Genomic DNA, 13,107 nt, shown 5'->3' on the forward strand with positions numbered 1-13,107 from the left:
CCAGCGGCCGGCACTACCGAAGAAGCCCATGCCGCACGCCCACGACCACTGCAACCACCTGCCCGGCGAAGCCTGCTCCGCTGACCACGACAGCCCGCCGCGGCTGGTGCCGCCACCGCTGTCGCTGTACGTGCACCTGCCGTGGTGCGTGCGCAAGTGCCCGTACTGCGATTTCAATTCGCACCAGGCCAAGGGCGAACTGCCATTCGATGCCTACATCGACGCGCTGCTGCGTGACCTGGACCAGGACCTGCCACTGGTCTGGGGCCGGGTGGTGCACAGCGTGTTCTTCGGTGGTGGTACGCCCAGCCTGTTCCCGCCGGAAGCGATCGACCGTTTCCTTCAGCAGGCCAGCGCGCGCCTGCGTTTCGCGCCCAATGCCGAGATTACCCTGGAGACCAACCCGGGCACCGCCGAGCACGGTCGTTTCGACCGCTACCGCGCGGCCGGCGTGAACCGCCTCAGCTTCGGCATCCAGAGTTTTGACGACGCCATGCTCAAGCGCCTGGGCCGCATCCACGACAGTGGCGAAGCCGAGCGCGCGGTGAAGATGGCGCAGGACGCGGGCTACGACAACTTCAACATCGACCTGATGTACGCGCTGCCGGAACAGACCCTGGCCGGCGCCGAGGCCGACCTGGAACGTGCATTCGCGCTGCAGCCGGCGCACATCTCGCACTACCAGCTGACCCTGGAACCGAACACGGTGTTCTTCGCGCGGCCGCCGCATGGCATTCCCGATGAAGACAACGCCTGGGACATGCAGGAACACTGCCAGGCCCTGCTGGCACAGGCCGGTTTCGGCCAGTATGAAGTCAGTGCCTACGCCCGCCCCGGCCGGCAGAGCGCCCACAACCTGAACTACTGGCGCTTCGGCGACTACCTGGGCATCGGTGCCGGCGCGCACGGCAAGATCAGCTCGGGCGCCGAGGAACACGTGCTGCGCCGCTGGAAGCTGAAGCATCCGCAGGCCTACCTGGACAGCGCGGGTACCCCGGCCTCGTTCGGTGGTGACGATGTGATCGCGCCCGAGCGCCTGCCGTTCGAGTACATGCTGAATCTGCTGCGCCTGCACGAAGGTTTCGGCCTGCGCGATTTCGAGTCGCGCACCGGCCTGCCGCGCGGCGTGCTGGACGCACCGCTGGCCGAGGCCGTGCAGCGCGGCTGGCTGGACGTGACGGATGGCCATGTGCAGCCGACCGAGCTGGGCCGCCGCTTCACCAACGATGTGGTGAGCCTGTTCCTGGAAGATTGATCTCGCGTGACCGGGGCAATGCCTGGCGAACGGAAGGCACATCCACCCTAAAGTAGCGCCGACAGCGGCCGACACGGTAGATTCACCAGATCGATCCGCGGGAATCCGGGTACCGCCTGCCGATGTCAGCCGTCTTTTCCATCACTCCTGCCGACAAGAACCGACTGGCCGCCAGCGACCTGCCACCGCGGGTACGTGAGCTGTTGGGCGCGCTGATCGGCCTGTGCCGGCAGACGCTGGCCGCGCCCCTGATCCTGACGGTGGAGGCGCTGGAGCAGAATCTGCTTCACGACGCCGACCGCGCACGTAATCCGCAGCAGCAGGCCGAGCTGATGGCCCAGCGTGGGCAGCTGCATGCGTTCTCCGGCCACTTCGCCGACCGTATGCTCGACGCCGTGGCCGATGCCCTCGCACGGCTGCGCGAACCGGCCAGCGGTGTCAGCACCAGTGCTACGCCGCCAGCGCTGCCGGGCATGCTCGGGCTGTCGCTGGTCGATGAGCATGAAGTGGATCGCGACCTGCTGCTGACCGAGATGGTGCGGCGCGAGACGCTGCGTTCAACCAATACACTGAACCTGCTGGGCCAACGCCTGGGCGTACTGGCGGCGGCGCCGGCCTTCGAGGCCGACACCCTGCCACTGGCACCGCAGGCACTGTGCGCGATGGTGCGCCGGATTGCCGAACAGGACGCGCTGAGCGTCGAGGTACAGCTGGCGCTGTATCGCAGTTTCGAACGGCAGGTGCTGGAACGGCTGGGCGATATCCTTGACCGTGCCAATGCCCTGCTGGCCCAGTCCGGCGTACTGCCGGGGCTGGTCTACACCCCCTACCTGGCACGCTCGTCGAGCACGCGGCGGATCATCACCCAGTCGGTGGGTGGCGGCCGCACCACGCAGCCGGCCAAGCGCGCCGCAGCCCCGCTGACCGGCTGGAACGGTTCGGCACCGGCCGGCTCCTGGTCCAGCCTGGTACAGGACGCCTTCCACGGGGGCGGCGCAGCCGGCCCCGCCACGCCGGGCGTAACCACGTCCACCGGCGGTGCATTGCATGAACTGCTGCAGCAGGCACGGCATGCCAGCCCTGCCCCTGCGGACAGCGGCGCAGTGCCCAGCGCGGCAGTCGACGCAGTCCTCGCGCGCCTGCAGGCCCAGTCCAGTGCCGCAACCGGAGTGGCCGACCTGCAGGCTGCCGTGGTCGCGCAGCTGCGCAGCGAGCATGGTGCGCAGGCCCAGCTGGGCAGTCACGACCGTGACAACCTCGACCTGCTGCGCATGCTGATGCAGCAGGTGCAACAGCAGCAGCGTCCCGATCCGGTGCCGGCCGCCCTGCTGGCGCGCCTGCAGGTGCCCCTGGCACGCGCGGCCATGGCCGACCCGGGCTTCTTCGTGCGCGACGAACACCCCGCGCGTGAGCTGCTCAACCAGATCGCCGAAGTCGGCGCCAACTGGCTGGGCGATGACGATGTGGACCCACAGCTGCTGCAGCGCATGGCGCAAAGCGTGCAGGGCCTGCTGGGGCAGGATGCACGTGCGCCGGAGGCCTTTGCCGCCGCCAACGAAGACGTGCAGCAGCACCAGCGCGCGGCGGCCCATCGTGCCGAACTGGCCGAGCGCCGCCATGTGGAAGCCGCCCGCGGCAAGGAACGATTGGAACTGGCCCGTCGCCAGGCCACCGCACAGATCGACCAGTGCTGCGACACGCAGTCGCCGCCGCGCTTCGTGCAGACCCTGCTGCGCCAGGCCTGGGCCGATGCACTGACCCTCACCCGCCTGCGCCATGGTGACGATTCGCCACAGTGGCAGGAGCGCCTGCAACAGACCGAGCGCATCGCTGCCATCACCGCACAGGCCGTCGACGCCCCTGGCGGCACCGATACCGCGCTGGCAGCGGACGTGGAGGCCGCACTGCTGCAGGTCGGCTACCACGCCGAGGAAGCCGCCGCCGTCGCGCGCAGGCTGGCCACGCCCGGCGGCGAGGATGAAAGCACCTCGCGTACCGAGCTCAGCGCACGCCTGAAGGCACGTGCGCGCTTGGGCGAGCACGCCGGCACGAACAGTGGCACCGCACCTGCCACACCGCGCAGCAGTACTGAAGAAGCGGCCTACCAGCAGCTGTCCACGCTGCCGTTCGGCAGCTGGTTCGACATCGATACGGGCGATGGCACGCTGCGCCGCCAGCGCCTGTCCTGGTACAGCCTGCTGACCGGCCACGCGTTGTTCGTCAATGCGCGCGGGCAGAAGATCACCGATACCGACCTGGATACGCTGGCACGGCAGATCAGTGCCGGGCGCGCGCAGCTGGTCACCGAAGACAAGGGCCGGCTGGTCGACCGTGCCTGGGAAGCCAGCCTCGGTGCGCTGCGTGCACTGGCCACGGGCCGCGCACAGGAGACCCCCGCATGAAAGCCGTACCGCCGCAGGACACCCGCCGCGCGCCGCGCCGCCAGGTCTCGGACCTGGTGCCGGTCACCGACCAGATGCGCGAGTGCGTGGTCGGGCGCCTCGGCAATGTCTCCGAAACCGGCATGCTGATGCTGGCCAGCGTGCCGCTGCGCGAGGATGCGCTGTACCAGCTGCGCTTCCCGTTGCCACTGGGTGATGGCCGCCAGCAGGCCATCGACGTGGGCGTGCATCTGCTATGGAGCGAGCCCGCGCACGTACCCGGGCAGAGCTGGACCGGCTTCCGCTTCCTCACCCTGTCACGCGAGCATCGGCAGCTGCTGCGGCAGTGGGTGGGCGAGGACAGCGACGAGGGACCGGTTTCGACGGCCTGAGTGCCGGTTCCGGCACAGCGGTTTTTCGCGGTATGCGGCAGAATCTAGGGCCGTTTTCCGTGTCGAGCCACCGCAATGATCCAGCAAGACCCCGGCGCCCTGTATTCCGACCACCTGGCCGTGCTGTGCCGACGTGCCGAACAGGCGCTGGCCCGCGGTGGCTTCGATCACCTGGTGGTGCCCAGCGGCACCCTGCACTACCAGGTGTTCGACGACCGCGACTACCCGTATGCGGTCAATCCGCAGTTCAAGGCCTGGCTGCCGCTGACCCGCGTGCCCAACAGCTGGATCGTGTTCACCCCGGGCAAGCGCCCGGCCGTGATCTTCCACCAGCCCTTCGACTACTGGCACGTGGTGCCGGACGCGCCCAGCGGCTGGTGGGTGGAGCACTTCGACATCCACATCATCCGCAAGCCCGAAGAGGCGCTGGCCCTGCTGCCGGCCGATCCGGCGCGCTGCGCGATCCTGGGCGAGCCGCAGAGCGCGCTGGGTGCCTTCGTGCCGAACAACCCGGCGCAGGTGGTGAACTACCTGGAATGGCACCGCGGCAGCAAGACGCCGTATGAGATCGCACTGATGCGTCAGGCGCAGGTGCTGGGCGTGCGTGGCCACCGCGCCGCCGAAGCCGCGTTCCGCAACGGCGCCGACGAGTTCAGCATCCACATGGCCTATTGCCAGGCCGTCGGCCAGGACGCCAACGAGCTGCCGTACGGCAACATCGTGGCCCTGAACGAGCACGCTGCGGTGCTGCACTACACCGAGCTGGGCCGCAAGGCGCCGCAGCCGCTGCGCAGCTTCCTGATCGATGCCGGTGCCAGCGCCTACGGCTACGCCAGCGACATCACCCGCACCTACGCCGCGCAGGGCCACGACGAGTTTGCGGCGATGATCGCCGCCGTCGACGCCGCCCAGCAGCAGATGTGCGCGGCGGTGCGCCCGGGCTTCGACTACAAGCAGCTGCACGTGGACGCGCATCTTTCGCTGATGGGCGTGCTGAAGGACTTCGGCGTGATCAAGGTATCGCCGCAGACCGCGCTGGAGACCGGCGTCAGCGCCGCGTTCTTCCCGCACGGCATCGGCCACTTGATCGGCCTGCAGGTGCACGACGTGGCGGGTTTCGCGGCCAGCGACGAAGGCGGCCGCATCGAGCGCCCGGCCGGCCATCCGTACCTGCGCCTGACCCGCGTGCTGGAACCGGGCATGGTGGTGACCATCGAACCGGGCCTGTACTTCATCGACATGCTGTTGAACGAAGTGAAGGACGCCGGCCATGGCGACGCGATCAACTGGGAGCGCGTGGACTTCTTCCGCCCGTATGGCGGCATCCGCATCGAAGACGAAGTGCTGTGCACAGAGGGCGAGGCGGACAACCTGACGCGGCCGGCGTTTGCGGCGGCGAACGGCTGAGCCCCTCGTGGTTGGTCGCTTGGAGCAAAAGCCGCGCTTTGCCGGGCGGGGTGGGTTTGCAGGACACGCCGTAAACCCATCCATGGGGGCTCGATGGCGCCATCCATGGCGCCAACGCCCCTGCATGGCCTACCCGCCCCACCTTTGACAGTTTCCTGCGCGCGTCCAACCACGGAAAAGAAAAAGAAAAGCAGAAGCGGGTCGCTTGCTGCGCTCGCTCCGTGTCGACCAAGGTCGACACCTACCAACAGCCGCGCGTGCCAACAGCCGCAATTGCCAGTAGATCCACGCCATGCGTGGATGATTCATTCGATGTCTGACAGATGTGCCGACCAACGGTCGGCACCCACCAACAGCCCCGTGAACCTGTCGAAGGCGGGGTACTGTGGGTTTGCGGGGTGTGAGCCGCATGGATGCGGCGACCAAGCCTCCAGGGATGGATTCACGGCGTCCCCGCAAACCCACAGTGCCCCGCCATCCCACGGATAGCCCGCTGTTGCTGTTGCTGTTGCCTCTGCGGGTGCAGGGCTGCAAGCCCTGCCGACCCCCCTTACCCCGCCATCACCGCTTCGATCTCGTCGGCGCTGCGCGCCAGGCCTTCGGTCAGCACGCGATGGCCGTCATCGGTGATCAGCACGTCATCCTCGGTACGGATGCCGATGCCGCGCCAGCGCGGCTCCACCGTCGTGTCGTCCACGCCGATGTACAGCCCCGGCTCGATGGTGAACGCCATGCCCGGCTCCAGCAGGCGTGAATCACCGGCGAGGCGGTAATCGCCTACATCGTGCACGTCCAATCCGATCCAGTGCCCGGTCTTGTGCCGGTAGAAACGCTGGTACAGGCCCTCGGACACGTTCTTTTCCAGCGTGCCCTTCAGCAGGCCCAGCCGCAGCAGGCCCTCGGTCAGGGTCTGCACTGCGGCGAGGTGGCCGGCCTCGTACGGCACGCCCGGCTTGGCCTGCGCCAGCGCCGCGGCCTGCGCATCGCCGACCAGGTCGTGCAGTGCACGCTGCTCGGCATTGAAGCGGCCATTCACCGGGAAGGTGCGGGTGATGTCGCTGGCGTAGCCGCGGTATTCGGCACCGGCATCGATCAGCACCAGCTCACCATCGCGCGAACGCGCGTTGTTGTCGCGGTAATGCAGGATGCAGCCGTTGCGGCCGGCACCGACGATGCTGCAGTACGCCGGCACGGCATCGTTGGCGCGGAACACACGCTCCAGCTCGGCCTGCAGTTCGTATTCGTGGATACCTGCCTTGGCCACCTGCATCGCAGCCAGATGCGCACGCACGCTGATCTGCGCGGCGTGGTGCATCAACGCGACTTCCGCACCCGACTTGAACAGGCGCTGCTCGTGCAGCAGGTGGCCCAGCTCCAGGAACTCATGCGGTGGCTGCGCGCCGTGGCGCACCTGCGAACGCACGCGGTTGACCCAGCCGATCAGCTTCAGGTCGAAGTCGGCATCGCGGCCGAAGTGGTAGTAGACGCGCGAGCGCCCTTCCAGCAGGCCCGGCAGGATGTCGTCCAGATCGTCGATCGGGTAGGCATCGTCCATGCCGTACTGCGCCACCGCGCCTTCCTGGCCGGCGCGGCTGCCGTCCCAGGCCTCGCGCTCGGCATCACGCTCGCGGCAGAACAGGATGGCCTCGCCGTGGCGGCGGCCCGGAATCAGCACCAGCACCGCTTCCGGCTCCGGGAAGCCGCTCAGGTACTGGAAGTCCGAATCCTGGCGGAACGGATAATGGGTATCGAGGCTGCGCACCTTCTCGGCTGCGGCCGGCAGTACCAGGATCGCGTCCTCGCCGGCCATGTCCATCAGCTGGCGGCGGCGACGCTTGTATTCGCCGGCCGCGATGCCGGTGCGCTGCTTGATGTCCATCAGTTCAGGCGCTGCCGATGGCGCGAGGCCAGCACCACGTCACCGTGCAGCAGCAGCACCGCCACGCGGATGAATTCCTCGATCTCCGACAGGGCTTCGTCGTCATCATCGCCGCTGGCCTCGAAATCCTCGCTGGAGGCGCGGGCCAGGCTGGCCATGTCGGTCAGCGCTTCCTCGCCCTCTTCGGACAGGGCTGGCCGGTTGCCACCACTGCCCAGACCGAAGCCGCCCAGGAACGAGCGGGTCCAGCTGAACATGGCATCGGCCTGCGCGGACACGTCATCGTTGTCGGTCAGCAGCAGTTCGAAGGCGAAGTCACGGTCTTCCAGCTGCTTGATGGTGGCCTGCAGCAGCTGCCCCAGCACGCTGTCGGCGGCCACCGGCGGCAGGTTGTCGTCGGCCAGCACGCGCGCCGGCCAGTCGTTGCCGGGGGCACCGCCGGCGGCCAGCCAGCCACACAGCGCACCATGCAGCTCGGCAGCGGTGGCGCCCAGTCCCAGCTCCTGGCTGGCGCGGGTAACGTCGTCGACGGAGGGAAGTTCGGTCATCGTGCGGCTCGTTCGGAAAGGAAACCCGGAGCGCGCACGCGCGCGCCCGTGAGACCCCGTAGTGTAGCAACCCGGCGGCATCCTCCCGGTAGCCCTCCGGCCTTGCTGCGACAGCGCTTGACCGCCCTTGCCCGGCTTGCCTATCGTGCCTGCATGGAACCCGCCGACCCCCTTGCCCAGCTGCAGGACTTCGCCGCCCGCGTGGAAGCGTTGCTTGAACGCAACCAGCGCCTGGCCGAGGAGAACCGCAGCCTGCGCCACCAGCAGGAACAGCTTGTGGCCGAGCGCTCGACGCTGCTGGCCAAGAATGAGCAGGCACGTTCGCGGGTGGAAGCAATGATCAGCCGGCTCAAATCCCTGGAGCAGCACACATGAGCGCCGAACCGGTCAGTGTCCGCATCCTCGATCGTGAATACACCGTGGGCGTCGGCGGCGATGAACGCGACAGCCTGATGGCCGCCGCGCGCCTGCTGGATGCGCGCATGCGCGAGATCCGCGGCAGCAACCGCATGGCCGCCGTGGACCGTGTCGCCGTGCTGGCCGCGCTGAACCTGGCCCACGAACTGCAGCTGCTGCGCGACGAGAACGCCCGCCAGGCCGTGGCCCTGCAGCAGACGCTGGCGGACCTGAACCGGCGGCTGGACCGCGCCATCGACGGCGGCACCTGAAGACCGTGCACAACGCGTCTTCTCATATCTGAATTGGCACGGACTGTTGCCGACGAACGGCCTATCCAGATCCTGCGTGCTGGCTATAATGGCCACGCGTTCTCTGCGGTACTCGACGGCATGTGCAAACATTCGCCTTGTCCCTTAAGAACGACACCGGGAGCGCGACAGCGCCGGGAGTGCAGGTCCGCCTTGTAGCGGGAAGCCCGATGGTTCTCCAGCGTTCCCACTTGAGCCCCCGGGTTCAAGGTCGTTTCGCATGCATCGACATTGCGGAGAATGCAATATTCCAGCAAGGGCGGCGTCTTCGGGCGTCGCCCTTGTTCTTTGCGGCACAATGACGGCTGATCCTTGCCGCACGCTGCCATGACCGACCCGCGCCAGGCCCTGCGCCACGACCTGCGGCAACGCCGCCGTGACCTTTCCGCCGCTGAGCGCATCGCCGCCGCCGAATCCCTTGCCGATGCCCTGCTGGCGCTGCCGTTCGCCCCGCGCGAAGGCGCCGTGGCTGGCTACTGGGCGCTGGATGGCGAAATCGCCCTGCACCGCTGGCAGTTGCAGTTGCCCGAAGGACTGACCTATTGCCTGCCGGTGCTGGCCGGTGACGTGCTGCGCTTCGCGCCGTGGCGGCCGGGGCAGCCGCTGACCAGCAACCGTTACGGCATTCCCGAGCCGGACGTGGCGCTGGAAGACACCCTGGAACCAGCACAGATGGCGCTGGTGGTGGCCCCGCTGGTGGGTTTCGACACGCAGTGCCGGCGGCTGGGCATGGGGGGCGGCTGGTATGATCGCAGCTTCGCCTTCCGCCACGACCGGCCGGCGCCGCCCTGGCTGGTCGGTGCTGCGTTCGCGGTGCAGCAGGTCGAGTCCTTGCCGGTGGCGTCGTGGGACGTGCCCGTGGATGCGATCTGCACCGAAGACGGCACCCTGTTCCCCTCCGCTGCCCCCGTGAACGCATGACCGCCCGCAAGCGCTACTGGCTGATGAAGTCCGAACCGGACGCCTTCTCCATCGATGACCTGGCCAAGGTCAAGGTCGAACCCTGGAACGGGGTGCGCAATTACCAGGCGCGCAACTTCATGCGCGATGGCATGCAGGTGGGCGACGGCATCCTGTTCTACCACTCCAATACCAAGGTGCCGGGCATCGTCGGCCTGGCCACGGTGGCCAGCACGGCCTATCCGGATGACACCCAGTTCGATCCGAAATCCGACTACCACGACCCCAAGAGCACGCGCGAGAACCCGCGCTGGATGCTGGTGGACGTGGCCTTCGACCGCAAGCTCAAGCAGGTGATCGCGCTGGACGAGATCAAGCTGCACGCCGAAGAGCTCGGTGAAGGCTTCCCGCTGGTTGCCAAGGGCAACCGCCTGTCGGTGTTCCCGGTGACGGCCGCGCAGTGGAAGCTGCTGCTGTCGCTGGAAAAGAAATCCTGATTCCCTGCCTGAGAGTTCTCCCATGTCCGAAGCCAAGCGCCTGGCCGCCGAGAAAGCCATCGAGTACGTAGAAGACGGCATGATCGTCGGTGTCGGCACCGGTTCCACCGTGGCCTATTTCATCGATGCCCTGGCCCGCATCCAGCACCGCATCAAGGGCGCCGTATCCAGCTCCGAGCAGAGCACCGCGCGCCTGAAGCAGCACGGCATCGAGGTGATCGAGCTGAACCATAGCGGCAACCTGTCGCTGTACGTGGACGGCGCCGATGAGTGCGACGCCAACAAGTGCCTGATCAAGGGCGGCGGTGCCGCGCTGACCCGCGAGAAGATCATCGCCGAGGCCAGCGAGCGCTTCATCTGCATCGTCGACCCGAGCAAGCAGGTGCCGGTGCTGGGCAGATTCCCACTGCCGGTGGAAGTGATCCCGATGGCGCGCAGCCTGGTCGCCCGCCAGATCCGCGACATGACCGGCGGCCAGCCGACCTGGCGCGAAGGCGTGGTCACCGACAACGGCAACCAGATCCTGGACATCCACAACCTGCAGATCACCGATCCGGAAAAGCTGGAGCGCGAGCTCAACCAGCTGCCGGGCGTGGTCTGCGTGGGCCTGTTCGCGCGCCGTCGCGCCGATGTGGTGATCGTCGGCGGCGAGCCGCCGGTCGTGCTCTGACCCTTTCGAAGGATCCTGACGATGTCGCTGTTGCGTTCGCTGCTGATGCTTCCGCTGCTGGCCCTGGCCGGCTGCGCCACCGATGCGGCCCGCCATTGGGTCGAGCTGGATGGCGCCCGCTACCAGGTCGAGCTGGCCACCAACGATGAAACCCGCGCGCGCGGGTTGATGTTCCGCGACCAGATGGCCGCCGACCACGGCATGCTGTTCATCCACGACCGCGAGGAAATGCAGGCGTACTGGATGAAGAACACGAAGATCGCGCTGGACATCCTGTACTTCGACAGCGAGCGCAGGCTGGTCAGCCAGCAGCGCGACGTTCCGCCGTGCTCGGCCGGCGACATGTGCCCGCCGTATCCCAGCGGTGGCCCGGCCCGGTACGTGCTGGAGCTCAATGCGGGCCAGGCCGAGAAGCTGAAGCTGAAGGACGGCACCGCGCTGACCTTCGGCCCGGGCATCGAGTAGATCCTCGCCCTGCGTTGAGGAGGAGCGGTAGGCGCCGACCTTGGTCGGCACTGACTTGCCGCGCGCTGGCTGGCTGTGGTGTGGACCAAGGTCCACACCCACCGGAAACCCATCGCCCCAGGCCGTGACTTTTTCACGCGGCACCGCTTGAAACCGCCTGCAAATGTCGCCAGTCTGTGGTCATGCAGGACCGGATCTCTCTCCCCGACTGGGATGCACTGGCCGACCTCGAAGACGAGGCGCTGCCACTGTTGCCGACCGCACTGCTGATCGCGCGCGATGAATACCCCGATCTGCAGCCGTCCACCTACGACGCGTTGATCCAGAGCCATGTCGACCACCTCCGCTCGGAAGTGGACAGCATCGACAACAGCCCGCTGAAGATGGCAGCGATCAACCGCCACCTGTTCGACGAGCTGGGCTACAGCGGCGACCACGACGAGTACTACGACCCGCGCAACAGCTACCTCAACCAGGTATTCGAGCGGCGCCTGGGCAACCCGATCTCACTGGCGCTGGTGCAGATGGAAGTCGCGCGCCGGCTGGGCATTCCGCTCGATGGCGTGTCCTTCCCCGGCCACTTCCTGGTGCGCCTGCCGGTGGACGACGGCGTGCTGGTGATGGACCCGTTCAACGGTGGCCGCCCGTTGGACGTGGACGAACTGCGCGAGCGGGCCAAATCACACTTGGGTGGGCAGATGCCGGACGACCAGGTGCTGGCGCAGATCCTTGACCCGGCGCCGGCGCGCGCGATCCTGATGCGCATGCTGCGTAACCTGCATGGCGTGTATGCCGAGGCCGGCGAGTGGGACCGCGCTGCACGCAGTGCCGATCGCCTGCTGAAGCTGGCCCCGGAGCAGGACGACGCGCTGCGGGATCGCGGCCTGGCCTATCTGCAGCTGGAATATCTGGCCGGTGCCCGCCACGACCTGGGGCAGTACCTGAAGCGCAATCCCGAGGCCAGCGATGCGCAGTGGCTGCGTGAGAAGCTGATCGACCTGGGCGGGCCGGTGCCGCGGCTGCATTGAGGGAGTCGGCGTGTGGACCAACGGTCCACACCCACCCCAACGGTCCGCACCCACAGAAGGGCCTGCAGGCCCTACCGGTCAATCGACTTCAACCATCTCGAAATCGGCCTTGGTCACCCCGCAATCGGGGCAGGTCCAGGTCTCGGGGATGTCCTCCCAGCGCGTCCCCGGCGCGATGCCCTCCTCCGGCAAGCCTTCCGCTTCGCTGTAAAGGAAGCCGCAGACCACGCACATCCAGGTGCGCAAGGTGGTGGGGGTGGCATCGCTCATCGGATAATCAGGGCTGGATTCACGGGCCGCCATTGTCCCATCGCGGCCCACGCACCGGTAGCCATCGATGACTTCTGCTTCCCCGGCGCCCCGCGGCGTCTACCTGATCACCCCGGACGAGCCCGATACCGTGCACCTGCTGGCCCGTACCGCGCCGCTGCTGGCCGCTGGCGCCACCTGGCTGCAGTACCGCAACAAGACCGCCAACGACGCGCTGCGGCAGGAACAGGCCACCGCACTGCAGGCGCTGTGCGCGGAGCGCGGCGTGCCGCTGATCATCAACGACGACCCGGCGCTGGCCAAGGCCGTGGGCGCGGCCGGCGTGCACCTGGGCGGCACCGACGGTGACATCCCCAGCGCGCGCGCCCTGCTCGGCCCCGACGCCATCATCGGCGCCTCCTGCTACGACCAGTTGGCCAATGCCGAGAAGGCCGTGGCTGCCGGCGCCAGCTACGTGGCCTTCGGCGCGTTCTTCCCGACCACCACCAAGATCACCACCAGCCGCGCCCATACCGACCTGCTGCGGCAAAGCGCCGCACTGGGCGTGCCGCGGGTGGCGATCGGCGGGCTGACGCCGGACAATGTCGGTCCCATCATCGACGCCGGCGCCGACCTGGTGGCCGTGGTCAGCGGCATTTACGCCGCGCAGGACCCGGTCGCGACCCAGCGCGCCTACCTCGCCCAGTTCGCGTAACGCCCAGGAAAGCC

General features: G+C 67.8%; 15 protein-coding genes and 1 other RNA gene. 13 read left to right on the forward strand and 3 right to left on the reverse strand.

The features are described 5' to 3' along the window. The first annotated feature begins 28 nt into the window (after window positions 1-28). From hemW to pepQ, 4 genes are all read left to right on the forward strand, one after another. Window positions 29-1,255, forward strand: a complete 1,227-nt coding sequence (gene hemW, locus GOC52_RS16650) for a radical SAM family heme chaperone HemW (RefSeq protein ID WP_227200309.1) — start codon at window positions 29-31, stop codon at window positions 1,253-1,255. 122 nt (window positions 1,256-1,377) lie between these two features. Next, the gene (locus GOC52_RS16655) at window positions 1,378-3,657 is read left to right on the forward strand and encodes a DUF1631 family protein (protein WP_191849950.1); all 2,280 of its coding nucleotides are present in this window, start codon (window positions 1,378-1,380) and stop codon (window positions 3,655-3,657) included. Then, entirely contained in the window at window positions 3,654-4,028 is a 375-nt protein-coding gene (locus tag GOC52_RS16660; protein ID WP_010484030.1) for a PilZ domain-containing protein, read from the forward strand. Before GOC52_RS16655 ends, GOC52_RS16660 begins: the two co-directional genes overlap by 4 nt. Before the next feature lie 75 nt (window positions 4,029-4,103). Then, complete coding sequence (gene pepQ / locus GOC52_RS16665) at window positions 4,104-5,435, forward strand: Xaa-Pro dipeptidase (protein WP_191849952.1); 1,332 nt, start codon at window positions 4,104-4,106, stop codon at window positions 5,433-5,435. 550 nt (window positions 5,436-5,985) lie between these two features. On the opposite strand, the gene GOC52_RS16670 is transcribed toward pepQ, so the two are convergent. Beyond that, the gene (locus tag GOC52_RS16670; RefSeq protein WP_152906759.1) at window positions 5,986-7,308 is read right to left on the reverse strand and encodes an aminopeptidase P N-terminal domain-containing protein; all 1,323 of its coding nucleotides are present in this window, start codon (window positions 7,306-7,308) and stop codon (window positions 5,986-5,988) included. A 5-nt stretch (window positions 7,309-7,313) separates the two neighbouring features. Continuing rightward, the gene (locus tag GOC52_RS16675) at window positions 7,314-7,862 is read right to left on the reverse strand and encodes a YecA/YgfB family protein (protein WP_049453672.1); all 549 of its coding nucleotides are present in this window, start codon (window positions 7,860-7,862) and stop codon (window positions 7,314-7,316) included. A gap of 153 nt (window positions 7,863-8,015) precedes the next feature. Here GOC52_RS16675 and GOC52_RS16680 point away from each other — a divergent pair, with 153 nt between their 5' ends. The 8 genes from GOC52_RS16680 to GOC52_RS16715 all read left to right on the forward strand — a co-directional run bounded on the left by GOC52_RS16680 (window position 8,016) and on the right by GOC52_RS16715 (window position 12,129). Next, complete coding sequence (locus GOC52_RS16680; RefSeq protein ID WP_005410898.1) at window positions 8,016-8,237, forward strand: TIGR02449 family protein; 222 nt, start codon at window positions 8,016-8,018, stop codon at window positions 8,235-8,237. Further along, on the forward strand, window positions 8,234-8,530 hold the full coding sequence (locus tag GOC52_RS16685) for a cell division protein ZapA (RefSeq protein ID WP_143994190.1): 297 nt from the start codon (window positions 8,234-8,236) through the stop codon (window positions 8,528-8,530). The genes GOC52_RS16680 and GOC52_RS16685 overlap by 4 nt, the downstream gene beginning before the upstream one ends. Window positions 8,531-8,627: 97 nt before the next feature. Beyond that, window positions 8,628-8,813: non-coding RNA, 6S RNA (gene ssrS, locus GOC52_RS16690), on the forward strand. An 83-nt stretch (window positions 8,814-8,896) separates the two neighbouring features. After that, window positions 8,897-9,490: a 5-formyltetrahydrofolate cyclo-ligase gene (locus GOC52_RS16695; protein ID WP_033834478.1), complete on the forward strand. Its 594-nt coding sequence runs from the start codon at window positions 8,897-8,899 to the stop codon at window positions 9,488-9,490. Continuing rightward, entirely contained in the window at window positions 9,487-9,966 is a 480-nt protein-coding gene (locus GOC52_RS16700; RefSeq protein WP_005410901.1) for an EVE domain-containing protein, read from the forward strand. The genes GOC52_RS16695 and GOC52_RS16700 overlap by 4 nt, the downstream gene beginning before the upstream one ends. Before the next feature lie 22 nt (window positions 9,967-9,988). Further along, a complete protein-coding gene (gene rpiA, locus GOC52_RS16705; RefSeq protein ID WP_019338635.1) occupies window positions 9,989-10,636 on the forward strand; it encodes a ribose-5-phosphate isomerase RpiA in 648 nt (215 codons plus the stop codon). A gap of 21 nt (window positions 10,637-10,657) precedes the next feature. After that, window positions 10,658-11,101: a DUF192 domain-containing protein gene (locus GOC52_RS16710; protein ID WP_010484023.1), complete on the forward strand. Its 444-nt coding sequence runs from the start codon at window positions 10,658-10,660 to the stop codon at window positions 11,099-11,101. Between the two features lie 182 nt (window positions 11,102-11,283). Next, the gene (locus tag GOC52_RS16715) at window positions 11,284-12,129 is read left to right on the forward strand and encodes a SirB1 family protein (protein WP_010484022.1); all 846 of its coding nucleotides are present in this window, start codon (window positions 11,284-11,286) and stop codon (window positions 12,127-12,129) included. A gap of 78 nt (window positions 12,130-12,207) precedes the next feature. On the opposite strand, the gene GOC52_RS16720 is transcribed toward GOC52_RS16715, so the two are convergent. Then, a complete protein-coding gene (locus GOC52_RS16720) occupies window positions 12,208-12,432 on the reverse strand; it encodes a rubredoxin (protein ID WP_014038358.1) in 225 nt (74 codons plus the stop codon). A gap of 34 nt (window positions 12,433-12,466) precedes the next feature. Between GOC52_RS16720 and thiE the strand changes: the two genes are divergently transcribed. Continuing rightward, window positions 12,467-13,093, forward strand: coding sequence for a thiamine phosphate synthase (thiE, locus tag GOC52_RS16725; protein ID WP_159360538.1), 627 nt, complete (start codon window positions 12,467-12,469; stop codon window positions 13,091-13,093). The last annotated feature ends 14 nt before the right edge of the window (window positions 13,094-13,107 follow it).

Source organism: Stenotrophomonas sp. SXG-1 (genome assembly GCF_014083965.1).
In the GTDB taxonomy this organism is placed as follows: domain Bacteria; phylum Pseudomonadota; class Gammaproteobacteria; order Xanthomonadales; family Xanthomonadaceae; genus Stenotrophomonas; species Stenotrophomonas geniculata.